The organism is Bhargavaea sp. GQ12 (assembly GCF_059758705.1).
The window spans coordinates 83,433-107,130 of the sequence record NZ_JCAXEU010000006.1 but is presented as its reverse complement, the minus strand read 5'-3'; the positions used below and the strand labels follow the sequence as shown (position 1 = coordinate 107,130).

The window sequence follows — 23,698 nt, the reverse complement described above, 5'->3', positions numbered from 1 at the left end:
TTTTTTTACTAGTATTCGACAATTTCTTCCTCCGGCTGCTCCAATTCGGCTAGTCGCGCCTCCACAATGGTCTGATAAACCGCAGGCACCCGCTCCATATCCAACAGCCCAAAACGAACGGCCGTTACATAGAACTCGATCATTTGCTCTTCACCTCCAGCATCATGACCCGCGTCATGAGATCTGCCACCATACCACCCATGTCATTCAGCATCTGGACCTGAACGGCGCTGATCTCGCCCATGTTGTCCATATCGTTCTTCACCGTGGATTCCTCCCGGGCCTGCCGGACGAGCTCATTGTACTGCTCGTCTGTGATCCCGAGATCCTCTTTCAGTTTCTCGCGTAGGTACTGCATCAGACCTCTCCTCCCTCTGGTACTAGCTCAGGCGGCATTTCGAGTACGTCCACACGCCCCTCAACGGCATCCAAGCGGATAAGGACCTCAAGCATCTGCCGCTTGAGCATGAGCGTGTCGCGAACGTTATCCGAGAGTTTGGTGTTGACTGCATCGAACGCGGACCGGAGTGATTGCTGGATCGTGAGAATAGCGTCTTGGACATTGACCTGTCCTTCGCTGCCGACCGTGATCTGCGCGAGTTCGCTGACGATGAGGTCGCCTTCCACCAGGTCGGTCACATCGGTCACTTCCGGAGTCGCGAGTACATACGTCAGCTTGTACGGCGTGTAGTCGGTTGGCATGGTGGACAGTGCTTCCTCGGCTGTGGCGGTCTGGCCGTTGCCAGTGACTGAGATCCAGGTTGTGCCGTCCGTATAGCGCCATCCGTTGAAGTAGCGACTTGCATCATCAAACGTGTAAGACGCATCGGGAGAAAAGCCGGTGTGTTCGTTCGGAATCGTGAGCCATGTGTAACCTCTTTCCAGACCACTAAACCTATCGACAACGGTACTGACACCGTGAGCCAATCTTTTCCCGGTAAAATCAGTGATGATTCGACTGCTAACATTCCCATTTGCGTATTTAGGTTCTGCCAATTCGGTGGTTTCAATCATTCGGAACCCTTCTCTCACGCCACCTACCCGGAAGTCACCCGGCTCTATCTCGACTTCCTTCACCCTATTCCTCACATACCACCGGCCGTCATGCTGATACAGAACGTCACGTCTGTCTCCAACGGCGCTCAGTGTGACGGGAGCGCTGAGAGTATGTGGGTTGTAAGGGGTGAATGGTTTTGGGTCTGTGCCAGGGGTGAGCATGAGGTTTTCCATTGTCAAGCCTACCGAGCTTGTTGATGAATACGCCCCTATTAGCAGATACCCGGCGTCACTTCTGGTTGTAAAGGTGAATGGTAGACTGAAATTATTCACCAGTGTGTCATATCCGTTCGATGGATCGGAAGGTCTCTTTTTGAATTGCATTAACCTTGCCCCGCTGCCCTTATTTTCAAGACTTCCGGAAAGAGTGTAAGTCGTGTTAGGTTCAACCTTCACCAAATACCCAGACAATTCTCCTGCACCGGACGATGTTTTCGAGACAATAACCCCGTAATCAGATAGTGAAATTTCACCATTGTTGTGCCTGTGTACAAATTCTATCGGATTGATTAGGTTATCCCCTGCGGTCCTTCCTGCACTCACCACATATGGATTCCTCAAGTGCTGGACGCCCTCGACGATCGGGTAACGGCGCTTGGTCTCCTGGTCCGTGTACGTCACGCCGATCCGGTCATATTCCGCTTTTGGCACTTCATAGAGCGGCACGCGCGGCTGGCGGAAGTCGGCGGTCGGTTTCAGGTGGATCTCCAGCTCAACATAGTCCATATAGAGGTCGGACGACGTAGCCCCGTCATACGGACTGCCGTCAGCCAGGAAGATCGCGTATCCGTTCCCGATGTAATCGTATTTCGCGTCAGTGATGCGGGTGAAAAAAGAGACTTTATTCGATGTTTCGTAGCCCGCGACGTCCCACCTGTTCGCGTCATAATGCCACCGGCGTACTCGGACTGTGTTCGTCGTCGAGGTGGCCTTTCCGGACCAATAGAACCTTAGAGTTTCCAGGTTATCTTTTAGCCAGTCAGCCTTTCCTTGTCTTCCTGTTGCGGGGATTTTCCCCACATTCCGCTCGACGGCCTCCACCAGATCGAACTCATATTTTTGTTGCGGAACGGAGCCAATGACCTGGTTGCTTGAAATGGCTACATATCGCCCGTCGCCTTCTTTGTAGGCGTCTGTCGATTCTGGCTCTGCGCCAATACTTCCAGGGCTTGCGAGTTCAGTCGATGACGTCCGGTTTCCTATGATGTGAGGGTTTTCTGCTTTGCTTCCCTTCACTTTCCCCTCAAAGTTCTCCACCCTCACGATGGTCGGGCGGGTGTTGAGTTGGGCGGTGGGTTTGAGGGTGATGTCGAGATTCACATAGTCGGTGTAAATTTGAGAAAAAGTTACTCCGTCTGACGGTTCGGCGTATACAATCGCCCGTAACAAACCATCTTGACTAACGAATCCTGACGTACTTGCTAAATCGCCAGAAAACAGAGGGTAGGTTAATCTTGTGATAGCATTTGAAGTATGTTCAGAGGCTTTCAACCAATTTTTATATGATGTGCCTGCACGGTAAACATCCAAGCTCGCTTTATATCCGCTTGGTCCTTGACCGTATCCATACCAATTAATCCGAATGGTTTCTGCGTTAGCATTAATCCATGCGACCTTTTCTGAAACTGTCCCCCCCGGAATAGTCCCCAGATTTCTTTCTACTTGCTCGATGACATTGAAGGTAAAAACGAATTGACCGTAATATCCTGATGTTGCGTTCGGCCCTCCACTTGCCGTTGCTTGGGAATCCAGAGAACTTATCCGTGCATATTCCGTGTCATTACCTAATTCATTCGGTGCATCCACATTGAAATGTGAAGGATATGCCGTCCTCAAAGCCTTATGAGGATTCAACGTTGTACTTCCTACAACTTTTCCTGTGTAATCCGCAACCGTTTTATTCGTCTCGCCCTTCTGAAATTTGCCGACCCCGGCCACCGTTTTCCCATCCGTGATAACCTTGTACTTCTCGTCTGTAAGGGCGTAATACTTCCCCTTCTCTAGATTCGAGTTACCCAGGGAGACAAGGGTGGTCCCGCGGATCTCCATGCCGACCGGGGAGTCTGTCGGGCTTGTTACGACGTGCGTCCCCTCGGACAGAACTGTCTGGGCTGCACCTGCATCGTCCAACTTGGACAGGGCCTCACTAATCGCCGTCGGATGATTCGCGTCGGTTACAATCCAGGCACCGTCCTCGTAGCTGTATGTGCGGGCTTCAGAAATGACCCGAACCGTGTCGCCCTGCGTCGGAGTAGGATACCGGCTGTCCCGTTCAGCAACGGTTTCGACAGCCGGAAGCCGGTTGATCCGGTTCGCTTCCCGGACATCGGCCAGTTGCTGGATCGCCTCGCCCTTCTCTGTGTTGAGGGTATCGATGGCAGTGGTAGTGCGCTCCTCCATTTGCTCAATAGCCTGACTCTTCTCCGCGTGCAGGGATTCAATATTCGACCGGGTTTCGGTCTGCATCTGTTCGATGGCTGACGTTTTCTGTTCGTTGAGCGTGCTGATGGTCGAGCTGACTTCCGTGAGAACTTGTTCTTTATCCTCATTCAACGTCTTAATGGCCTGCCCGACTTGTCCGGTCAGTTTGCTTCGCTCGGCGTCCGCTTCTTTAGCTGCCCGGTCGGCATTCGCTGTCGAGTCGTAGATCTTGTCAATGGCGTCCTCGAAATACGTGCGCTCCTCTGTGGACGGAACAGCGCCATTGTCCACGTCTTCCTGCACCTGGTACTCAAATCGAAGAGTGCTGATCGTGCCGCCGTCTGTGCCGAGTAGCTTCAGTTGGGCCTTTACGACTCCCGGCCATGCAACTTCTCCGCGCTTTATTGGAACAGTTACCTGTGATTCCCCGGAGACCGTTCCCTCTGAGATGACTGGTACCTCTCCACGCTTGGGCGGCTGGCTGATGAGAATAACATCGCGGACATCCGTGAGGTTGATTTCCGCGCCAAAGTGACGGACGTTGAGGATGAATCCGTAATCCGCGTTTTGGACAAGGTCGGGCCGGGCGGACCAGTTTTCATCTCCGGTGTCGATGGTGAGTGTGTGCCATGTTCGTAGTTCTGCCAATTAGACCACCCCTTACTGTGTTTGTTCTGACCGACTCACCTTGGCGGCGGTCTTGATATCGTTGTATCGCAGACCAACCGCAGAGGTTTCGTCACCAAGTACAATGAACGGCTTGGTGACGATGCGATTGCCAAACCGGTCCTCTTTCCCCTCAGCATGCTTGTTGATTTTTTCAGAGAGTGTCTTAGCATTCTCGCCGTCAGGCAGGGAAATGATGTAGGCATCTCCAGCTCGAGTGGTGACTTGATACGTATTTGTGGCTGTTTCCCCAGGCTCCCCGGAGTAGAAGCTGATGACGTCGTCCTTGGTCGTCATGTAGTCCGCCCCGATGCTGATCATTGGGCTTGGGGAGTTGAGCGCGCTGGCCACAACGTTGATGTCCTCTGTGTCGTATGTGCCGGTGACCTGATTCGTTTTCACTGTGATTGCCATTTGATGACCTCCTAGTTGATTGAGTTGAGCGAGTCCCTGACTCCATTAAAAAGCCCCGGCAAATCGCCTGCACCGGATGAACGAGTTCCGGGCGGACGAGTTGGCGGGGCCATGTCGTTTATGGAATTATTGAGCTGATTATAGAGCGTTGCGGACAAAAGGGTATTCCTCGCAACGTTGGTAAAGGTGTAGGTCGACTTGCCGGAGTATCGCCGGAAGTCATTGATCCGCTGACGGAAGGCAAGAAACTCATCATATGAAATGAGATTGACGAACACTCCGTTGACGATGCTATACGACCTTCCGCGGGCTTTAGTGATCGTCCAGCCAAAGTTGTTCGGTCGTACATACCCCAGTGAGAAATGGAACGATATCGGCGTACCGTTCCCGCCAGTGTTCCAGCCGTAGAGCTTCACCATATAAGAGACTCCCGGCGAAAGGCCCGAGAATGTCTTGGTTGTGGCGTAGATGTTGTAATCATAGGCTACGACATTATTACCTTGCCAGATTTCCATGGCATACTTTTCTGCCCGCGCTGCAGCATTCCAGGCAAACGAGACCCATGTCTCCCCTGAGTTGTAGATGTTCAGCCCCGACGGTGCGGGCGGCGGATCAGGTAATGGCTCGGCTCCTGTCGTGATGTAGCGAGTGACCGATGTCCCTGTATACCAGGAGTTCTCAGGCGTGACCGTCACCTTATAACGAGTGCTGTAGTTGCCGGTATAGGTGAGGGTATATGTCGTGTTGCTCCCCATGTAAACCCGCCATTGCCTCACATCATCCACGTAGACATTCAGATAGGTTGTATCCGAACCCTTGCTCCCGCTGATGTAGACATTCCGGCCGCTCGTCGAAAGCGAGAGGCTCGGAGTTCCAGGGGTAGGGTTGGTCGGCGCTGAGGTCAGTGCCCAATGCCGATCAATTGCCCGGTCCTTTTGCCGGTTGGCGTATAGCTTCACAAGGTAATGGGTAGACGGCTTCAAGTTATAGAACGTCCACGATCTCGCAGATAAGGATACCCTGTAGCTGCTAAAAACCAGAGTACCCTCAGGCCCCTCATCGTTCTCCCAAAGTTCGAGATTGTAATAGGAATCTGTGACGACGTTCCCAGACTCGCCCATGGATGACCAACTGATACTCATTTGTGTCTGTGAGATAGACGTGATGCTGAGATACTTGCCCCATGTTTCAACATTTGCCATTACGCCAACACCGCCGGAACGGTCAAGCCCTGCGGGAAGCTCCAATTCCCCCGAGCGACAACATCAACGTTTGATGAGGACCCGATTGTAATGTTATTTGATCCGAGTATGTGGATGTCACTAGCATTCAAGGACATCCCCGACAATCCTCCGGCCAGTTCCCCCCGGATATTCGCGGCGTAACCGTATCGGTCAAGTGGAAACCGGAGCTCTTTCGCAGATCCGTCACCGGTCCCGACGTTGAGAACCCCGTTGACTGTTGTGATCCCTTCCATGTCGATATTCTTAGCATGAACCTTCCAGGTGGAGGCCGTCTGATTCACCCGCGAAATAATCTCCTGTCCGGTGTAATCAGTATATTTCACCGTGTTCGTGATTTGTCCCTCAATGGCGTTCATGTCCTGCTCAAGATTATAGGTTCGGGTTCCGAGGCTCGTAACCGTGGAAGAGTCGGCCTTTGCATTGATGCGGCCCTCCAGGACGTCGAAACTCGACGATGCCTCTGATCGGACTGTTTGGATCTCACCGTCAGTGTAGCTTTTCGCATCTGCACCGGCGTCACTTGCAAACTTCGCGGAGAGCTCTGCGGTGGCGTCTTGAAGCTGTTTATTCATCTCCCCATAGGCATCCCGGAACACTTCAAATAAGACTTCGATTTCTGATGCTTCGTTAGGGAAGGCGAAACCATCCCGAATCACGCCCTGTATTCGAGTGACGAGATTTGTATAGGCGGTATCAAACGCAGTCTTAGCGTCACTCAAGTAAGTCTTGGAGTGAGCCGGAAGGTCCGGATCATTGATCAGCGTTGTATACCGGCCATCCATACTTGCCTTGTGGGCATCCGCGTCTTTAATGAGTTGGCCGATTGTCTTGCGCTCAGTTAGGTCTACCATCTTGTCGGAGAACGCTCCGTCAATATATGTGTCAAGGTCAGTCACGGACCCTTGCAGAGTCGCGAGATCAGCCGAGACCGGGCCTACGAGATTATCGGCGTATCCCTCAGCGGCTGCCTGTGCAATGCCGGCCTGCGTTTCGGAATACTCCCGCGCCCCGCTGACTTCAAGTGTGATGCGATTGGACATTTGAGTGAACTGTGAATCATAGTTCTCAGTGATCGCGACAACATCGCCCCGCAAGGTGTCCAGATCGCTGTCGAGTGTCCCGAGGTCATCAACAATTGTGGAGAAAGACCCATCAAGATTCGTGACCTGGGCGCCGATGGATGAGAGGTCTTCCCCCCACCGGTTTTCGGCAGCTTCAAGCGCATCCATGATGATAAGTTCGCGGCTGTCGGTGTACCCTTTAGACTCACTGACGGCTCCGGCGATGCCTTCAGCGGTGATCTCCCACTGGGCGGACATGTCGCGCTGGACTTGGCCGTAACGCTCGTCTGTATACCTTTCGAGGGCTTCTGCAGTCATTCCGATGCGTTCGTTGGTTTGTTCGAATTTAGTCTCTGATTGGCGGCGGTTTTCCTCCACCGTTGTGTTGGTATCGTCAATTCGGACGTTGGTCTCGGTTAGCTGATCTGTACGTGATTTCTGCAATGTGTTACCAACAACAGCGGTTGATTTATGGGCCGGCTTCCGGTCCGTCTTTGCCAGGATGCGACTCTTCATCCGGATTCCAATGTTGTCGAGGATGAGCCAGATACGCTCCCCGAGCTCCCGTTCCGTGGCTTTTACAGATTCAACTTCGATTGCGACTTCCGGCACGTCATTCAGATCCTGCTTGATTCGTTCAAGAAGACTATCCGCTATGGTGTAACGCTCATCCCGGACAGGCTCTGCTTCACCGGCATGCGGGAAGAGTGTTGCGTTTGGTGACGTATAGGTCACTTTCAAGCCGTTGCCGCCATAGCCGGTGATTGAGGTTTTCAGGTTTGTCGTGTCAACGCTGTAAGAATGCGTGATGACGTCATTCCCATATCGGAACTGCTCGTCATTGTCCGGTCCAATCTGACGCTCGAAGACGATGTGCGGACCGGGCTGGATGTCCCGCTCACATTCAAACGTCGCAAGCAAGATCTCCATGAGTTTCGGACCGTCCGCTTCACCGAAGTTTGCGATTAGCCTCAACTCTGTAATTCCCCGAACTTCCACCGTGATGCCAGTACCGGCGAACACCCACTCTGCAAACTCTTTGAGTGTCTTTGTGCCACCAAAGATTTCATGCTTCTGGATGCCGTTCAGTGTGTCGAAATACGTGTGGATCGCTCGTACCGTCTTCCTCCTGCCAACTTGCTGCATCTGTTTGATGCGGTAGGTATGGCCGTTCTTTTCGGTGATAAGCGCTTCTTCCTGCAGCAGTTCGTGGCCTGGATTGTTCTCTCCGTCTTCAACTGATACAAAAGAAAGGGTGAACGGGCCGTTTACTTCCCGGTGACGCTCATAGCTGGATTCAACGATCCGAGTGATCGGTTCCGTTTGACCGCCATATGTGACTGAAATCATCGTTCACCCTCCTTTCACTGGAAATAAAAACGCGTCCGGATGGTTAGTTCAAACTCTCCGGTCGTGCCAATCAATTCTATTTTGTTACGGCCAGGTGCGAACGTCAGGACTTCAAAGTTCGTCCGGCCGAAAATACTTTCTCCGTTCTTCATTGATCGCGGCCCCTTCAAGAGCAAAACATCACCGGCCCCCGTCTTGTCTTTGTAGGACCAGACTTTCCCTGTCGTAGCGTTCCGGATGGCGAGCTGATCGGATGGGCCGCGGAACTCGATCTCGGTCTCTTGCATATTCGGGCTGGCCATGTCGATTTCTTCTGTACCCTCATTTAAAAAATCGAATGTAGCACCGCTAAATTTTCGCGTAATGATCAATTTGGTCTGCGAGAATGGAACAAGCGCGGTAAGGTCTAAATCAAACCGGCCAATTGTGGCCACTTCAGCTATCGAATAGGGACTCGTGCATTTAACCAGCCACCTTCTTCCGCGCTCCCGCTTTTCCGTGAGCCAAAACGGCTGCCTGGCGTCAAACAGCCAGAAGATCTGGCTGCGTTTGCGCGCCATTAGCTCAAGGCCGTCTTCCAGAGAAATCAACTTTGCCTGTATGGGCCGTCCGCGGAAGTAGGTCTCCCCAGCGATTACCCCATGCATCCCTTCAATCGAAATCAGCTCCCCATCAAATTCAGGGGAGCCGATCACCAACCGTTCTTCCTCATGGATGCCGATTTCATCAAGGTCGATGAATTCACCGGTCATCTTTTCAACAATCAATCCCAAATCTCATCACCCCCTGGCCATCGAGCCACGCAGGCTCGTTTTGTTGCCTTGCAGAATATCCAGCCATGGTTCCAGTATTTCGGCAACCTTCTGTCCATCCACATTCACATCTCGCTTGCCCTCCATGAGTGTTGCAATGCGGCGGAGAAGCGCAATAATTTGAGGGTTTTCCTGGGTGTTGAAGCCGAGTTCCCGGCCAGTCTGTTCCCAAATCGCCCGTTGGCTCACACGCTTGGCCGGATCATGGCTGATGATGGATTCAGCCCATCCGCCTTCTGCAATCCATGCAAGTTGTGCGCGATCTACGATGCCACCATCCGCATATCCCATGGTGACCGGCGGCACGAACTGACCGTTTTTCCAGACCTCAAAGTGAAGGTGAGGGCCGGTCGAACGACCTGTGGAGCCCACAGTACCAATACTTTGACCCTTAGTCACTGACTGCCCTCGCCCGACAAACATCCGCGCAAGGTGCTGATAGAGCAAGCTGTAAATGCCTGATTTGATCCGGACATAGTTCCCGCGAATATTATGGAAGCCAGCTTCCGTTACGACGCCAGAGGATTGAGATGGGATTGGAGTGCCCATCGGCGCGCCGTAGTCATCACCATAGTGAAAGGCATACTGTCGGGTAACCGGGTTGATCCGCCATCCTGCGCGGCTAGTCAGCCGGAACGGAGGGCCGAACTTGCCGCCACCAAAGTTTCCGAACTTCTCTATCATGCCCTTTAGATAACCGGCCGCCCCCTCCTTGACCTTATTCCAAGCTCCCTGAGCCATCCAGCCGACAAAGTTATTGCCAGACGGCTTGGAAACCCCAATGGTGCTAAGAGCGAGGTCTAGCAGTTTCCCGGGGTTTTTTACATAATCGTAGACATTCAGAGCGACATCTTTTACTTTGCTCCCGACTTCCTTCGTCTTGTCCCACGCTTTGGACGCGGCATTCTTGATTTTGCTGCCGATGCCCTTAGCGTAGTGAGGATAAATAAGTTTCTGCGTATCCTTCGCGTTCAGCACTTGAGCACCCTCTGGAAGGTTCACAAGCGTCTTTTTATCCGGAGACAGGTATGTTGTCCCGTCGGGATGCTGAATGAGCTCCGGTCCCTTCAGTGCGCCTTTCCCGTCACCCACATAAGCAAGGCCACCGGGGTGCCCGTCCGTTCCATGAGCGTATTGTGGGACGCTCCATTGCGGAATCGACGAGCTCACGCCTATCTTGCCGAGCACCCAGTTGATGCCGCCGATCACGCCGTTGACGCCCTTGCCGAGCGTTGATGCCAGCGTGTTGATGACCTTAGTAACGCCGGCAGTGACCTTTGAGGCCATGCTGCCGATGCCGTCACCGATCTTCTTCGGAAGTGCTTTGGCAGCATCCACAATGTTATTGAACCGCTTGACGATTTCGTCGTAGATACCCTTAAAGGTGTTGACCGTGCTAACCTTTAGACCGTTCCACGTATCAACGACCCAGTTCTTGATATTGGTCGCCGTTGACTTCACGAAATTCCATGCATTCGTGAAAGCAGTCTTGATTGAGTTCCAGACGTTGTTGAATACTGTCGAGGTCGTATTCTTGATCGAGTTCCAGACATTCGAAATTGTTCCCCGAATGCCATCGACCGTACGAGAAACGAAGTTCCTTATTGTGTTCCAAGTTGTCGTCAGGAAGCCCTTGATGGCGTTATAAACCGATGTGGTTGTATTCCGAATTGCATTCCAGCCAGTCGTAATCCCGGTCTTGACCAGGTTGACCGCCCCGGATGTGATCGACTTGATCGAGTTCCAAGTATCGCGGAGGAAGTTTCCGATGTTCGTAAAGACGGTCTTCGTTGCATTCCAAATGGTGTTCCAGCCTTTGGTGATTGCTTCCCGGGCAGCAGAGACTCCGCCGGTAAACAGAGCTTTTATCCCCTGCCACATGGACGCAAAGCCGGAACGGAACGCAGCAATGAAAGTTTTCGCCCCGCCGAGGATCTTCCCGTAGAACGTAAGCTGGATAAAGTTCCAGATAAACTCCACTGCACCGGAGAAGAGCTGCTTAATGCCCTCCCACATCTTTGAGAAGTCTCCGGTCAACAGTCCGCTGAACACTTTGACGACACCCATGATTATATTAAGCGCACCATTGATCACGCCGGCAATATTGCCCCAGACTGTTTTAATGATGCCGAGGACAAACGGCATGACGAATTTCACAACGGCCAGAATGCCATTGAAGACATTAGATACCGCTTCACCGATCTGTTTGCCGTCAGACTTCCAGAAGTCGATGATTTTGCCGACGACCGACATGACGACGCCCAGAATAGCCGATAATGCCGCCTCTACAGAAGGCCGTGCCGATTCAAACACATCGACAATAAAATCTCGGGCGCGGGTAAGATTTTCTTTTAGCGTATCGATCAACCGAAAGACGCGCTGAATCTCGTCATAGGTCAAGCCCATGCGGACCAAGATGGCTTGGGCGCCGATAGTGTCTCCCTGTAAAAGTTTGAAGAACGCCTTGATCCCATCGCGGAGGTTGTGAATTCCGTTGACGACCCGTTGCGTTTCATCCCACGTCTTGCCGAGGTTTCCCATAAACGCCATCAGCGGCGTGTCATTACCTTTGAACGCTTCGATTACACCGTGGATGCCGTCGCGAAGAGGTTCAGCCCTATCACTGATGTCTTTGAAGACGCCATACAGGAATTTGAATGAGGTGATGACAGGCGGCACGGCTTTCTCCATCGCCTTGAATCCGGTGTTTACGCTGCCCTTCATCTTGTCGATAAATCCAGCGATCGAGCCGACACCGCCGAGTGACTTGTCCACCGATTCAATGATGTTGGTCGTTCCACGGACAACCGCGGTCTTCATGTTGGTCCACGCTGTGGCGATACCCGCGCCGCTTTCTCTCGCCATATCCGCAAAGCCGCCGGTCTTGTTGCTTAGCTCGATGATTTTTTCGTTGAACTGGTCAAAGGTGATGTCGCCATCTTTCAGCGCATCGTATAGGTCGTTTTGCGCGGACCGTCCAGTAAAGCCAAACGCCTCGGCTGTCCGGGAGAGTGCGACTGGCATTGTCTCCTGCAAGGATCGCCAAGCCTCTAAATCAACCTCGCCCCTGGACAGCATCTGGACGTACTGCTCTAGACCCCGCTCTGCATCTGCAGCGGACGAACCACTTGCCAGAAATGCGTTGTTAAGTGCCAGTGTCGTCTCCGTAGCGCTGTCGAGGTCATCTGTGATGATGGCGATCCGCTGTGCTGTGCTGACCACGCTGTCGAGCGTAGTTGGCAGCCCGTCGATTCCTTCTGACAGCCGGTCGATGGACTTGGAGGATTGCTCCGCATCAAAACCCATCAATTCCAGCACTCGAGGGTAGTTGTTGAGCGTGTCATAGCGTGAGATGGCACCGGCCAGTGAATTGGTGACCATGCCGATGCCTTTGTCAATGAGCGTGAAGACACCGAGCGATGTGACAATATCACGGACAGATCGGGTAAACCCTCTAACGTTGTCAATCGCTCCCCTAAACGGCGCGGAAACCTGATCCCTAACAGCGGACTGCACAGTTTTCGAAGTACTGCCCACCGTGTCCCCGCTTTTCTCAATGCTTTTGCCCATCAAACGGGCGTTGGTTTCCGCTGCTGTGAAGTGGCGTCCAAGCTCCCGAATATCACCGCCACTTGTACGGAAGGTCTTGGCAGACTTCCCGACAGTTGTTCCGAGATCGGACACTCCGCCTGCCGTCGTCTTGACCTGTTTGCCCATGGTCATGGCCGACGTCTCAGCCGCACTGAAGTGCTTGCCCAGCGTCGTAATACTACCGCCAGTGGTTTTGAACGTCCTTACAGACTCGCTCGCCGATCGATTAAGGCGCATCATCTGTCCGCTTGTGGACTGGACCTGCTTGCCGGCTGTGAGCGCGCTGACCTCTGCGGCCGAGAAATGCCTGCCGAGAGTGGTCAGGCTGCCCCCTGTCGTCCGGAACGTCTTGTTAGACTCAAGGAATGACCGGTTCAAGGTCCCTAGCCGTCCGTCAGCCGTCTTGAAGGTGCGGTTGGTATTAGAGGCCACCTTCTCCGTTTGGGAAAGGCTATTGCTGAATCCAGCCGTGTTTTTCCCTGCATTTGAGAAGGTTCGGCCGGTATCGGCTGTGGTCCGATTAAGCCGCATCATGCGCCCGTCTGCCGTTTTGAACTGTTTTGCCATCGTATCGGATTCCCGACCGACGCCTTCCATCGATTTCCGTGCCGTGTCCTGCCCTTTTGCAAGCTCCCGGGTACTCCGCCTGACGTCATCCATAACCTTCTTGAGTGCCTTTGCCTCCGCTGTAAAGCGCGCCCTCAATTCCCTTACAACCGCCATTGATTAACCTCCCTTCTGCGATCCCGCCAGCTTATCGAGCAATTCATAATCCCACTTATATTCGATCGTCAGTTTCTTTGGTCGCGCCGACTCTGGCATGATGGACTCCACAAACTGCTCTTTAGCAGCCAGGAACTTTCGGTCCGGTTCGCCGAACGACGGCGCTGTGAAATGGGAGATCAGGAACTGGATATAAGCCCGTGCCCGTTCCTTTTCACGCTCCTGTTTCTCATCCGTCATCACATAGTCCATATGCTGCAACAGTTCCTCCGCCGGCGTCTCAAGCACTTCCCGCCGGCCACCTAGTGGCTTGGCGAGCTTGAAAATGAACGCTTCTTCCAGTGACGGCTTTACTTGGCCGCCGCCACCGTCGCTGGAGCCGTCGCTTCCCTGGCCTTTCGGAGAAACGCTGTCTTTGTTTTTGTGGCGGCCAAAGACTTTTTTGCGCGCACGATCAAGCGTTCAATGTCGTTGACTTCGAGAATGGCATCGTACACGTCAAAGATGTCTTCGATTGCCTGCTGATCCAAGATGTCCCGCTTGATTCCGGAGAAGATGGACAACAGGTTGATGGCTTGATCAGGCAAGTGGACCAATAGTGTCTCTGCCGATTGCACAAGAGCTGTGATGAATTTTTGGTCGCTACCTTCGTCTGAATCACCTTCGCTCATGAAGATGTCTTCGAACAGCTCAGCGAGCGCCGGATTCTTTCCCAGGACATCGACAATCTCATTGAGTGCCTTCATGGCCTTTGCAAAGTTCAACAGGCCCAACTTTTCAATTTCAAAGGGAATAGTTTCGGTGACGCCTTCTTTTTTGGTTTTGAGTAGTACTTTTGCTGTCATTGTTTATTGCCTCCTTGGGTTCAAATACAAAAAAAGAAGGAGCCAGCGGCCCCCTCTGTTGTCGTGATTATTGTGCGTTTGGATCCGTGCCGCCGATGAAGAAGTAGTTCCCCGGCTTCGAGGCATCTGCGCCATCGCGTGGATAGGCTTTGAGTGCAATCGAAAGGTTGCCTTGCTCCACTCCATAAGACTTTGTGATTCCTTCTGCACCCGCCATCTTGTAGACCGTAATGTCCCGGGAAGTATTGCTCTCCGGAAGTTCACGTGGGTGGATGACGACCTTCCGCGCCTTTTTGCGCAAGCTGGAGCCGATCGCCGAGTCCATGAGCCCGGTCGCTTCTCCTGATGTTGTATCTGTGATTTCGTCCGTATAGGCCATCGCCAGCTTAAACGTCTCGATAGTTTCTTGGGCGGCCACGATGGTCACGCCGACAGCGTATCCGTTCACACGGTCGTCAATCTCGTTTTCTCCAAAGTCAATGACGCTGATTGGAGCAAGCGTCGGTTCAATGCTGACCTCGCCCCCGTCCGCCTGGAAATAGTTTTTGCCATCGAATTTGATGGCTTCTGCACCTTCGCCGACCGTGATGGTGGCCGGGCCGAATGGAATGCTTTTAACGTCCATGTTCATCCTCCTTCAATCTTGTGAGTATCACATCAAAGTTGATCGAGAAATCCCGGATGCCATTTTCGATTCCGAGATCATTTGGCTCGCCCTGCATTCGGGTCCGCCATAACCAAAAGACGCGCGTCATGACCGGGGCGCCGTCCTTTTCGAACGTCACCGGCACGCGCACGCCTTTCAACTTCTTCAGTTGTTCAAATGCAATCTCCGCAGCCGTTTGGGCAAAATCCCAGTCCGGCGAAGAGATATAGACCATGTATGATGGGTATCGATTCGGAACATCGTACTCATCCGGGGAGCTGCCCCCTTCGGAGTACACCGTGCCGACGTTGTTGTCGTTTGCGCGGTAGCTCTCCGTCCATCTGAGCTCTGGCAGCACACCGGCGAGGTATTCCCTCAAATAGCTCTGGATCATCGGCGTCGCCCCCTCAGTGTGTCTTCAAGCGCTTGTGCAAAGATTTCGTCGTAGTCTCGTTCGGTCAGTTCAACCGCCCGGGTCATGAATTTCCTGCCGGGACGTTGCCCCCGCCAAGCCGGCTTCTGGAGTGTCCGCTGTCCTCGTCCGTCAACGTAGTAGTCCTCATACTTCGTGCCGTTGTCGTATTTGTCATGGACACCCGCCCTGTAGGGTTCCTCGTTCCGTCTGAGCGCATATGCGAGGTTGCTGGCAATACCTCCGACGACCGAACTTCCGACGACTCTCGGGATGTCTACCGTGAAAGAGTTTTCCAAGTCGCCATCATCGCGAGGTGCAAGCGACCTTGTTCCCTCGTCAACCAGGGCATAATACTCTTTCATTGCGCTGACCAAGTTGTGCTCAAGATGCTTCTCAGCGTCATCTAACAGATCAACAAACTCGTCAAGCCCTTCGAATGTTAGGTCAATGTGCAAAGCCCGCCGCTTAGCCATCGACAAACACCGTCCGATAATAAACGCGGGTTCCGGTCAGGTTGATGGCCTCATCCTTGGTCACGATCGTTCCCTTGCCCCACTTGCCGCCGGGTTCTTCGAATTCCAATTCCAAACCAATGTCCGGATTGATGTCCGGTGGAAGGTCGATCTCCAAGTTGATGCGCCGTTCCGTCCCTTTGGTGTCTGCGACGACTCGTGAGCGCCGCTGTACCCGGGCGACGGATTCCGTCTTGATGGTCTGCGGCCGGCCGAATTTGTCCTTGATTGGATTGCCCTGTTCGTCCGTCTTAATGGCATGATAGAGAATGCGCTGCCTCATGGGCGGTCTCATATCAGCCGCCCCACTCTCGCCCCGCTCACGGCAGATGCCGATGGTGTCATGATCTTGATGACGGCCGGCGCAATGCCGAAGTCTGCAGCAAACTCGACGGAGAGATCCTTCACCTTGAGGTTCTTGACCCCCTGACGTTTGAGCATCGCGTATTCCTCCGCCTCTCCCTCAATCATGTAGAGGGTCTGGAGGGCGATGATGCGTGGCGTCAGCTTGTCTTGGCCGTATTCATCGGCAAGCAGTTCGGTCGCTTCAAACACGGCTGTCTGCTGTTCGTGTTCCGGCAGTCCGAAATACGGACCCGCTGAGTAGAGCTTTTCCATGTAGGCGTTCACTTCTGTGAATTCCATTCGATCACCGCCTTACTGACGGGCTTCGATCGCTTCGACCAGCTCCGCCTTTTTCATGGTGCTGTAACCTTCGATTTCGTACGTCTGGGCGATTTCTTTCAGTTCTTCGACTGTGCGGTCCTTCAAGTCCTTGGAGCCCGCCTCCGAGCTGTCAGAACTCTCTGCGCCAGCGACGATGCTCACCTTGTCGCCAAGGCGTTTCGCTTGCTCGTTGGTAAGCTCAAGCGTTTCGTTTGGTTTAACCACGCTGCCTTTGTGCGTTAGGTACTCTTTTGCTGTGTATGTTGGCATGGGTCATTCTCCTTTCAGCAAAGAATGACAAGACATCACGCCTTGCCTTCCTTGCCTTTTTTATCATTCTTGCCGTCCTTTTTGCTGTCGTCCTTTTTCTCGGCCAGACGCTCAACATAGCCGATGGATTCAAGATGCGCAGCCGATTTCTCGTCGATTGACAGCGTCTCTCCATGTCCTTTGCCATCAACGATGGATCTGACGACTTTTACCTTTACTTTCTCCATGCTTCATCGCCTCCTATCACGGTGTAAATGCGTCGATGTGTCGGATCAGATACGGGTTTTCAACAAGCGGGAAGCCTGCGCCCACTGTGTCGATAACCGAACGGATCGGATCTTCCTTATCGCGAGCACGGAGAAGGATGCCCGGCTGGAAGTTGTTTTCGAGCGTTGGACCCAGTTTGTATTCCCCAATCCCATCGCTCAGCATGACGATCCGGTTGACCGGCATGTACTCTCGGCGGACGGTCTGACCTGTATAGTTATCCTGGTATGTCATGTGGCGTTGCGAAACAACTGTGAGCTGCGGGATGCCGAACGAATCGAGGACTTCGTTCAAATCGTCCTGCGAAGCGCGTGTAGAGCCTGCTGGACGTCCAGACTCGATGACGATGCCTTTGTTTCGCAGGATCTTGGCATTGAGTTCGCGGGACACACCGATGAAGTCCGGAGCCTTACCGTTTGTATCGATGTATGCGTCCACCTGATCCATGAGGTAACCAAGAACATCAAAGTCAGGGGTGTTGAAGTCGTTGTCCGCGGTCAGCGCAACACGGTTTTCTTCCGGGATACCGAAGTCGAAGTTGAAGCGGACACCCTTGCCGCTGACTTCGTGCTCACCCTTCAAAAGGGCGTCAAGTTTCGCCAGCTGCGTCAGGCGCACCGTCGCCTCTACAAGGTCGATGCTGTCAGCAAGCACTCGGTCGATCGCATTGTTCTGCGCAGCCTGCCGTGCGTGGTTGATTGCCTCCAGTTCTTCGTAAGTAAGGACGTTCTCCAGACCGAACTGAGCAACCTCCATGTGACGGTCAGCCACTTCGTTACGGTCGACAACCGGCGGCTCTGCACCTTTGCCGATGTAGGCGGCAAGGAATTGGCTGTTCTTGATGATGTCATATACGAATTTACGGTTGTAGTCTTCTACCGTCGGGAGAAAGCGGTCTGCGAAAGATGGAACGACGTTTTGTACAGTCGCATCCACGACCCCCGCCAGCGCTTCCGGTTTGAATTGTTCGAGATGTGTGATACCTGCCAATGGAATCCCTCCTGATTGTTAAATTAATTTAAATTAGACATTGCGAACGTATCGGATCATAGGTGTTAGCGTCTTGAAAGTGTCTGTCACGGTGTCCGGCAGCTTCGCCTCGTAAACGGACGCACGAACCAGCGCCTCTCCAACGAACACGTCGTTCTGCCCGTCGCAATCGACATCGACGTTCAGGATGCAGAATTCGTCATGGCCCGCAGGAGCCGTCGGGGCTTCTGTCGTGCCGCCATCGCTGTATACGACAAACTTGCCGGTGGTAAGATTCCGCATGACCGGTGTGCCGACCGGAAGATACGTTGCCCCAATCACTTCCGCGTCCAGCGTGATTCCCTCTTCAATGAATTGGAGATCCCAGCCGGATGCCAGGATGTTACGACCTCCCCGGAATGGGCTCTGCTCGTTCTTCAGTGTGTATGGCATGAATTATTCCTCCTTTGTTTTCTTGCCGCGCAGTCGCTCGTAAGCGGATACGCCGAGGCTGTAGTGATTCGGCTCTTTCGGATCGTTGCCTTTCTGATTCGATCCCGGGGTGAAGCCTCGCGGCCCCGGTTTCTCCTCCCCTTCGAACAGATACGGGTCCGAACTTTTCAGCTTCTCAAGTTGCTCTGTCAAACCTGCGACCGAGCCATTTTCGTCAAGCTTGATAATGTCCTGGTCAAGTAACGCCCTGACCGCGCGAGGGTTCCGGGCTCGTGCACCCAGAAGGGACTTATCCAGCTCATACTCGAGTTTTTGCTTGTTGAGTTTCTTTTGATATTCGGTCTTTGTCAGCTCATTGGCAGCCTTCAGGTCGTCGATGGCTTGCTTGAGTGCTTCGCTGTCGCCTGCTTTGCCTTGCAAGTCGTTCAGCTGCTGGTCGCGCGTCTGGATCTCGACTTTCAACTGTTCCAGCGTCGCTTGCGTCGTCTGTAGCTCCTGCTTTGTGGCGTTCAACGTCGAGCCATGTTCGGCCATAATCTTATCGATCTGTTCGTCAGAGAGTTCGAGTTCTTTCAGAAAGTCTCTTTTCATACTGATTCTCCTTTACGTTTTTTTACGAGGGTGTCGACCTCGAAAGGGTGGCGTTTAACGTTCGCCAGACGATGAGTGCAAACAAAAACACGAGCTTTTAAGGACTTCACGCGCTTTGGTCCAGCCGGATAACCGTGGCCAGCGGAGATACAGGGATTGGTTACCCTGCGGATCACACTCCTTTCTCCGCATATCGCGGGACAGCCACTGCGAACACACGGATCACCCCCTTGAAAGCAAAATAAAAACGCCTTACCGGCGTCATCGCTTTACGTCTTCTCTTGTAATCCGCCGATACTCAGCCGACAGCTCCTGAAACTTTACCGTGTTCTGCCGCTTCATCCGCCGGAACCCGCCAATCGACTTAGGTGCTTGATTTCCTAGAACCATCTGCCAGCGGGCATATTGTTTCTTCTCGGCGTTCGCCTGCCGCCGTGCCTTCTGCTCCCTTTCATACGCCTTCCGTTGTTCAGGCGTCCGCCGATCCGCTGTTGGGCTGTATGAGGCGTTTCGGTCCTTGGCTGCGGCGATCTCCTCCGGCGTCTTGCGACTTGCCACAAAGGGGATGATTCCGTCTCTGCAGTGAGGATGATATGGCGGCAACGGGATATCTTCACCGGCCACTGGATAGCCCGGCGTCTTACCCGTCAGACTGACCACCATGCCTTGATAGCGGGCACACACTTCACAGGTGTCCGCATTACCGCTGATCCGCACAAGGTCTTGGCCGAATTCCTCATACCGCTTTACCGAGCCGTTGACGCGGGCATCACGCGTCTTAGTTGCCGCCACCAGCCGGCTGTAATAGTCCAACGGTAATCTCCGGTTGTCTTTCGTTATGAACGATGTCAGCCCGTTTTCTTGAAACGTCTTGGCTACCCTTGCCTGTGTCATCTTGCGCGGGTCGCCACTGATGATGCCCTGTGCCAGATCCTTCTGCACGCCCTTGAGTGTTTCGGTGATGCTGGCGGCTGCACTTGCCTGCGCTGTCCGTATGGCCGCTCGCAGGTCCAGCATGGTGTCGTCCAGTAACTCGGCGACTGTTTCCAAGTGGACACCTTTGCGGAATGCCTTGGCTATCTCTCCGGACGGCGTGACAGCCTTGCTCGCCTCATTGATGACGCCCGCTTCAACCAGGCGCTTGGATGCTTCATCGATGCCACCGAAGTACTCACGGACAATGGCTTCCGGCATTACCCGTTCCAGCGTTACCCCGAACTGCTCGAGCAGGACTGCAATCTCACTGATCAGCCGGTCAGCCGCTTTCTTTTTGGTCAGATCGGTTTCCGTGATGCGCAGATGGATGAGGTTTACGATGTCCTGCAGGTAGCGCTGGAGCTCCTTTTCGTTCATGCGTCATCACTCCTCGTCAGCGCCGCCTGTCCGGTTATCCAAGAAGTTGCCAAGCGTGTACCGCCCCCGCAGGATGGACGTCGTGTCATCCGCTGCCGATGCTTCTTGGATTTTTGCAATCTCCTCCTGTATCCACTCCTCCGAGCTCGCCGGGTTCAGCCGGCGCACCGTCTCTTCAAGCGACTGAGCCCCCGCCGTGAAGGATTGGATGTTTTCTTCGACCAGTTCCTTGCGGCTTACCGGCACCATGGCTTTTAGGACGAAGTCCGGTTGCTCGATCCGCACGTGCGGGTCGTCCTCTGCGGCGATCCAGAGCGCATTTTCAACTAAACGCTGCAGAAAATGCACATACTCCATTTGCAGCTGTTCTGCCTTCGTAAGCGAGACAAACAGATCGTAAAACTTCGCCACGCCGGATTGGGCGCCACTTCTTCCGACTTCCTTGTCGAGGTAGAAGTCGACTGCCTTTTCGGATGTCCTTGTCTCCATGAACATCATTTTCATCAGGTCTTTGACCCACTGAATATCGCCGATCTTGGTGATGTCTATCTGGATGACTTCGAGCGAATTACCGTGCTCATCCATCGTCGTGATTTCGAGATCCCGATGGTCAATTCGTGCATCGTCTCCATACCGCTCTTGCGCTTTTTCCACTAAGGCGTTGAAGATGTCAGTGGTGACGGCGAGCCTTGGTTTTCCGTTTCTCTCAAACGTCAGCGCGTTCCGGGTCAGCGTCCAGTTGATCTCGTCCTGCTTGCCCTCCTGGTTCTTGAGGCAGCTAACTCCGAGGGGATTCATGAACGTCTTATCGTTCGGCCAGTACTCAATAAACTGCCGGCCGCGCCCCGGATAGACGGTTTCAAGTTCCTCCATGCCGAGCAGTTCTTTTGTCGTGTCCTCATCGAGCTCTTCTGTTTCATGGCTGTCGGTAAGATGGAAGAGCAGGTGCTGCGTGTAGAGGTCGCCATCTTTGATGCGCTCCCGGTATACGTGCAGATACTCCTCGTCGTCAAACGTACGGTTATAGGCCAGATCCGCGCCCAACCCATCTTCGTGCGGATAGTAAACGTCCCGGCTTTTAAACTCGATGCGCAGTCCGCGCTCGTCCAGCCAAGGCACACCGACCAGCCCGCCGTCCACCTGGTGTTGCACCAAGTTGCCCCAATGCTCAAACTGAAGGTTACTGTTGAGGTCGATCTGTCGGATCAGTTCGTTTTGCAGATCGTCGATTTCGGCGTTATAGCTGCCATCCTCTGTTCCATCAATCAGGTCATCCGTTTTGTCACTCGCCTCCTGGTTTCGTTCCTCGTCGTTGCGGAGTGAACTGGTCATCGGACCGAGCGATCGGGCCACCAGTGTTGCCGGGATCTCCGGGATGAGCTTGGCGACGTTCGCTACGATATAAGGCGTCTGCACGTTTGCGGCGTTGGCAGCCCCTGTCGTGATAACGTCCACGATGTCGCCTTCTTGTATCAGCTTCTGCGCCCGGGGAAACAGGGTGGCGTGCTTGCCGTCGTACAGGTCTCGGTAATAGTACAGGTTGCCGTGCGTATTGCGGACGACTGATTCGTCCCACTTGCTCCATTTGATGGTCATGTGCTCACCCCTTTACCAAGCGGAGGCGCCGGAGATTCCGGCCTTCCGCGTTTTCATATCGCTTTCAAAGGCATAGCGTGTCGAATCGATGGTGTGATTGTCCTTGTCCTCAAGCCGCGGCTTCGGATTGCCGTCCCGGTCCGTCTGGTAGTCAATATTTTCGAATTCCCGGGCGATGTTTGGCGTCCGGAGAGGATCGATGCAGATGAAATCAAGGTCGTCGAGCCACTCTTCTCCGTATTCAACTGAATCGGGCCCTTTCTTGGCCCCTCGAATACGCCGGATGCCGTGCTCATGCTTCAGCTCGTCGATAGACTTCGGCTCCGCGCTGTCAGCAGTGATGTCTTGCCGCTCGTAACCTTTGCCCTTTATCCACTTGGCGGTTTCCCGGTTGCTGATCTTCTGTCCATAAAGCTCGTCCACCGCATAGATACCGTTTTTCTTCTTGTCATAGTGCCAGCGGACGAAAGCCAGCGGATCCGGACCATAACCGAAGTCGAGCCCCTGACGGATGTTATCGAACGACTTCACCATTTCATCGGTGATGCAACCAGCCTCCACCTGCAGGTTATCGAACGGTACAACGCCGGATCCTATCGCCTTGCCGCCATACTCCCAGTCATATCGTTTCGGATTGCGTTCCCGGGTGGCTTCCGCTTCCTCGATGAACTGCTTTGAGATGAACGGATTATCCAAGTAGGTTGAGTGATGGACAAATGTATTCTTCGGCTGAAAAGACGTCTCGTACTTCTTGTTAACCCAGGACTGCTTTCGCTTGGGTGGGTTGTATGAGTAGAAAAACTTATAGAAAAGACCATCCCCCAATTCTCCCCGCAACAAGGAGTTGGTGATGGTCGTGACTTCCTCTTCGGTTTTGAATTCAGCCAGTTCTTCCACCCATGCTACCGCAAACGGGAAGTTGGAGGTCTTAAGGGATTTGATTCGTTCCGGATCCATTGCCCCTCTGAAGACAATCATGTTGCCGCGCGGCTTATAGGTGATCCTCATGGGGGAGTTGGTAATCTTGAACAGGTGAGAGACCCCCTGCTCGTTGATTGCCCACTTGAGCTGCTCGAAGATGGATAGTTCAATCGTGTTGTCGACCTTACGGATGCCGACCGCATTGACTGGGTAGCGCATGATGATTTGAATAATGGCATGGGCGATGTCCGATGACTTCCCCGAACCACGGCCGCCCTTGCAGACGACGTGCAGTTTCTCCGGATCGATGGCAGCTTTCCAGAATGAATGAAAGGCCGGAGGGAATAGTTCGGACAGCAACTTCACTGCAGTCATTTCTCATCCATCCCGATATCGTCAATGAATTGCACGGCGCCCTGTACATCGACGTCGTGCTTGTCCGTCCACATGGCAAAGCGCTTGCCGAGTAGTTCAGCAGCCTTTGTCCTTTCGGCAACTGTCGGCGGGACCTGCTCTACAGATTGCTCGCCCATTCCAAGACCAACAAGTTCCGTGCCTTTTGCCTGGCCGCGGAGGACTTTCGTGAGAAACTGCAGGATTTCATCTTGCTCGGCAATGGATTCTTTCTTCAATTCGTCCAGCCGTTTATCGATATATGATCTTATGTCAGGTTTGGTCAGGTTCTCGCTACCAATGGACTTTGCCGTCTTTTTGCTATATCCAGCATTCAGCGCAGCCTCTGTTGCATTCCCTAGCCGGATATACTCATCCGCAAAGCGCCTTTGTTTTTCTGTTAGTTTCACTGCACTTCACCACCCCCAGACACTTGAAAGTAGAAAAACGCCTCTTAATTAGG

General features: G+C 53.4%; 24 protein-coding genes. All 24 read right to left on the bottom strand.

Features of this window, described 5'->3' with window-relative positions:
• Positions 1 to 8: 8 nt before the first annotated feature.
• The 24 genes from AC6CHQ_RS07725 to AC6CHQ_RS07610 all read right to left on the bottom strand — a co-directional run bounded on the left by AC6CHQ_RS07725 (position 9) and on the right by AC6CHQ_RS07610 (position 23,645).
• Positions 9 to 143 carry a hypothetical protein gene (locus AC6CHQ_RS07725; RefSeq protein WP_498081264.1) on the bottom strand — a complete coding sequence of 45 codons (135 nt, stop codon included), beginning with the start codon at positions 141 to 143 and terminating at the stop codon, positions 9 to 11.
• On the bottom strand, positions 140 to 358 hold the full coding sequence (locus AC6CHQ_RS07720) for a hypothetical protein (protein ID WP_498081263.1): 219 nt from the start codon (positions 356 to 358) through the stop codon (positions 140 to 142). The genes AC6CHQ_RS07725 and AC6CHQ_RS07720 overlap by 4 nt, the downstream gene beginning before the upstream one ends.
• Complete coding sequence (locus AC6CHQ_RS07715; RefSeq protein ID WP_498081262.1) at positions 358 to 4,125, bottom strand: hypothetical protein; 3,768 nt, start codon at positions 4,123 to 4,125, stop codon at positions 358 to 360. The genes AC6CHQ_RS07720 and AC6CHQ_RS07715 overlap by 1 nt, the downstream gene beginning before the upstream one ends.
• A gap of 12 nt (positions 4,126 to 4,137) precedes the next feature.
• Positions 4,138 to 4,557 carry a hypothetical protein gene (locus AC6CHQ_RS07710; protein WP_498081261.1) on the bottom strand — a complete coding sequence of 140 codons (420 nt, stop codon included), beginning with the start codon at positions 4,555 to 4,557 and terminating at the stop codon, positions 4,138 to 4,140.
• Positions 4,558 to 4,568: 11 nt separating this feature from the next.
• On the bottom strand, positions 4,569 to 5,759 hold the full coding sequence (locus AC6CHQ_RS07705) for a fibronectin type III domain-containing protein (protein WP_498081260.1): 1,191 nt from the start codon (positions 5,757 to 5,759) through the stop codon (positions 4,569 to 4,571).
• Positions 5,759 to 8,212, bottom strand: coding sequence for a phage tail protein (locus AC6CHQ_RS07700; RefSeq protein WP_498081259.1), 2,454 nt, complete (start codon positions 8,210 to 8,212; stop codon positions 5,759 to 5,761). The genes AC6CHQ_RS07705 and AC6CHQ_RS07700 overlap by 1 nt, the downstream gene beginning before the upstream one ends.
• 14 nt (positions 8,213 to 8,226) lie before the next feature.
• The gene (locus AC6CHQ_RS07695; protein WP_498081258.1) at positions 8,227 to 8,985 is read right to left on the bottom strand and encodes a phage tail domain-containing protein; all 759 of its coding nucleotides are present in this window, start codon (positions 8,983 to 8,985) and stop codon (positions 8,227 to 8,229) included.
• Positions 8,986 to 8,991: 6 nt separating this feature from the next.
• Complete coding sequence (locus AC6CHQ_RS07690) at positions 8,992 to 13,338, bottom strand: tape measure protein (RefSeq protein WP_498081257.1); 4,347 nt, start codon at positions 13,336 to 13,338, stop codon at positions 8,992 to 8,994.
• Between the two features lie 3 nt (positions 13,339 to 13,341).
• Positions 13,342 to 13,626, bottom strand: coding sequence for a hypothetical protein (locus AC6CHQ_RS07685; RefSeq protein ID WP_498081256.1), 285 nt, complete (start codon positions 13,624 to 13,626; stop codon positions 13,342 to 13,344).
• 62 nt (positions 13,627 to 13,688) lie between these two features.
• A complete protein-coding gene (locus AC6CHQ_RS07680; protein ID WP_498081255.1) occupies positions 13,689 to 14,183 on the bottom strand; it encodes a hypothetical protein in 495 nt (164 codons plus the stop codon).
• Between the two features lie 67 nt (positions 14,184 to 14,250).
• Positions 14,251 to 14,808 (bottom strand): hypothetical protein, encoded by a 558-nt coding sequence (locus tag AC6CHQ_RS07675; protein WP_498081254.1) that lies wholly within the window; start codon positions 14,806 to 14,808, stop codon positions 14,251 to 14,253.
• Complete coding sequence (locus tag AC6CHQ_RS07670; protein WP_498081253.1) at positions 14,798 to 15,223, bottom strand: hypothetical protein; 426 nt, start codon at positions 15,221 to 15,223, stop codon at positions 14,798 to 14,800. The genes AC6CHQ_RS07675 and AC6CHQ_RS07670 overlap by 11 nt, the downstream gene beginning before the upstream one ends.
• Positions 15,220 to 15,699, bottom strand: coding sequence for an HK97 gp10 family phage protein (locus AC6CHQ_RS07665; protein WP_498081252.1), 480 nt, complete (start codon positions 15,697 to 15,699; stop codon positions 15,220 to 15,222). Before AC6CHQ_RS07665 ends, AC6CHQ_RS07670 begins: the two co-directional genes overlap by 4 nt.
• Before the next feature lie 10 nt (positions 15,700 to 15,709).
• Complete coding sequence (locus AC6CHQ_RS07660) at positions 15,710 to 16,051, bottom strand: hypothetical protein (RefSeq protein WP_498081251.1); 342 nt, start codon at positions 16,049 to 16,051, stop codon at positions 15,710 to 15,712.
• A complete protein-coding gene (locus AC6CHQ_RS07655; RefSeq protein WP_498081250.1) occupies positions 16,048 to 16,401 on the bottom strand; it encodes a hypothetical protein in 354 nt (117 codons plus the stop codon). The genes AC6CHQ_RS07660 and AC6CHQ_RS07655 overlap by 4 nt, the downstream gene beginning before the upstream one ends.
• A gap of 12 nt (positions 16,402 to 16,413) precedes the next feature.
• Positions 16,414 to 16,692, bottom strand: coding sequence for a Rho termination factor N-terminal domain-containing protein (locus AC6CHQ_RS07650; RefSeq protein WP_498081249.1), 279 nt, complete (start codon positions 16,690 to 16,692; stop codon positions 16,414 to 16,416).
• A 35-nt stretch (positions 16,693 to 16,727) separates the two neighbouring features.
• The gene (locus AC6CHQ_RS07645; RefSeq protein WP_498081248.1) at positions 16,728 to 16,919 is read right to left on the bottom strand and encodes a hypothetical protein; all 192 of its coding nucleotides are present in this window, start codon (positions 16,917 to 16,919) and stop codon (positions 16,728 to 16,730) included.
• A 16-nt stretch (positions 16,920 to 16,935) separates the two neighbouring features.
• Positions 16,936 to 17,949, bottom strand: a complete 1,014-nt coding sequence (locus AC6CHQ_RS07640) for a major capsid protein (protein WP_498081247.1) — start codon at positions 17,947 to 17,949, stop codon at positions 16,936 to 16,938.
• 33 nt (positions 17,950 to 17,982) lie between these two features.
• Entirely contained in the window at positions 17,983 to 18,381 is a 399-nt protein-coding gene (locus AC6CHQ_RS07635; RefSeq protein ID WP_498081246.1) for a hypothetical protein, read from the bottom strand.
• A 3-nt stretch (positions 18,382 to 18,384) separates the two neighbouring features.
• Positions 18,385 to 18,972, bottom strand: coding sequence for a phage scaffolding protein (locus tag AC6CHQ_RS07630; RefSeq protein WP_498081245.1), 588 nt, complete (start codon positions 18,970 to 18,972; stop codon positions 18,385 to 18,387).
• A 261-nt stretch (positions 18,973 to 19,233) separates the two neighbouring features.
• The gene (locus tag AC6CHQ_RS07625; protein WP_498081244.1) at positions 19,234 to 20,325 is read right to left on the bottom strand and encodes a phage minor capsid protein; all 1,092 of its coding nucleotides are present in this window, start codon (positions 20,323 to 20,325) and stop codon (positions 19,234 to 19,236) included.
• Between the two features lie 6 nt (positions 20,326 to 20,331).
• Entirely contained in the window at positions 20,332 to 21,921 is a 1,590-nt protein-coding gene (locus tag AC6CHQ_RS07620) for a hypothetical protein (RefSeq protein ID WP_498081243.1), read from the bottom strand.
• 12 nt (positions 21,922 to 21,933) lie between these two features.
• Positions 21,934 to 23,217 carry a PBSX family phage terminase large subunit gene (locus AC6CHQ_RS07615; protein WP_498081242.1) on the bottom strand — a complete coding sequence of 428 codons (1,284 nt, stop codon included), beginning with the start codon at positions 23,215 to 23,217 and terminating at the stop codon, positions 21,934 to 21,936.
• Entirely contained in the window at positions 23,214 to 23,645 is a 432-nt protein-coding gene (locus tag AC6CHQ_RS07610; protein WP_498081241.1) for a terminase small subunit, read from the bottom strand. Before AC6CHQ_RS07610 ends, AC6CHQ_RS07615 begins: the two co-directional genes overlap by 4 nt.
• Positions 23,646 to 23,698: the final 53 nt, after the last annotated feature.

Bases quoted from the DNA above. Each gene is read 5' to 3' on its own strand.
- AC6CHQ_RS07720 (WP_498081263.1), bottom strand. From the start codon at position 358: ATGCAGTACCTACGCGAGAAACTGAAAGAGGATCTCGGGATCACAGAC.
- AC6CHQ_RS07650 (WP_498081249.1), bottom strand. From the start codon at position 16,692: ATGCCAACATACACAGCAAAAGAGTACCTAACGCACAAAGGCAGCGTG.
- AC6CHQ_RS07680 (WP_498081255.1), bottom strand. From the start codon at position 14,183: ATGACAGCAAAAGTACTACTCAAAACCAAAAAAGAAGGCGTCACCGAA.
- AC6CHQ_RS07655 (WP_498081250.1), bottom strand. From the start codon at position 16,401: ATGGAATTCACAGAAGTGAACGCCTACATGGAAAAGCTCTACTCAGCG.
- AC6CHQ_RS07645 (WP_498081248.1), bottom strand. From the start codon at position 16,919: ATGGAGAAAGTAAAGGTAAAAGTCGTCAGATCCATCGTTGATGGCAAA.
- AC6CHQ_RS07690 (WP_498081257.1), bottom strand. From the start codon at position 13,338: ATGGCGGTTGTAAGGGAATTGAGGGCGCGCTTTACAGCGGAGGCAAAG.
- AC6CHQ_RS07700 (WP_498081259.1), bottom strand. From the start codon at position 8,212: ATGATTTCAGTCACATATGGCGGTCAAACGGAACCGATCACTCGGATC.
- AC6CHQ_RS07615 (WP_498081242.1), bottom strand. From the start codon at position 23,217: ATGACTGCAGTGAAGTTGCTGTCCGAACTATTCCCTCCGGCCTTTCAT.
- AC6CHQ_RS07625 (WP_498081244.1), bottom strand. From the start codon at position 20,325: ATGAACGAAAAGGAGCTCCAGCGCTACCTGCAGGACATCGTAAACCTC.
- AC6CHQ_RS07725 (WP_498081264.1), bottom strand. From the start codon at position 143: ATGATCGAGTTCTATGTAACGGCCGTTCGTTTTGGGCTGTTGGATATG.
- AC6CHQ_RS07620 (WP_498081243.1), bottom strand. From the start codon at position 21,921: ATGACCATCAAATGGAGCAAGTGGGACGAATCAGTCGTCCGCAATACG.
- AC6CHQ_RS07635 (WP_498081246.1), bottom strand. From the start codon at position 18,381: ATGCCATACACACTGAAGAACGAGCAGAGCCCATTCCGGGGAGGTCGT.
- AC6CHQ_RS07675 (WP_498081254.1), bottom strand. From the start codon at position 14,808: ATGGACGTTAAAAGCATTCCATTCGGCCCGGCCACCATCACGGTCGGC.
- AC6CHQ_RS07710 (WP_498081261.1), bottom strand. From the start codon at position 4,557: ATGGCAATCACAGTGAAAACGAATCAGGTCACCGGCACATACGACACA.
- AC6CHQ_RS07630 (WP_498081245.1), bottom strand. From the start codon at position 18,972: ATGAAAAGAGACTTTCTGAAAGAACTCGAACTCTCTGACGAACAGATC.
- AC6CHQ_RS07660 (WP_498081251.1), bottom strand. From the start codon at position 16,051: ATGAGACCGCCCATGAGGCAGCGCATTCTCTATCATGCCATTAAGACG.
- AC6CHQ_RS07670 (WP_498081253.1), bottom strand. From the start codon at position 15,223: ATGATCCAGAGCTATTTGAGGGAATACCTCGCCGGTGTGCTGCCAGAG.
- AC6CHQ_RS07705 (WP_498081260.1), bottom strand. From the start codon at position 5,759: ATGGCAAATGTTGAAACATGGGGCAAGTATCTCAGCATCACGTCTATC.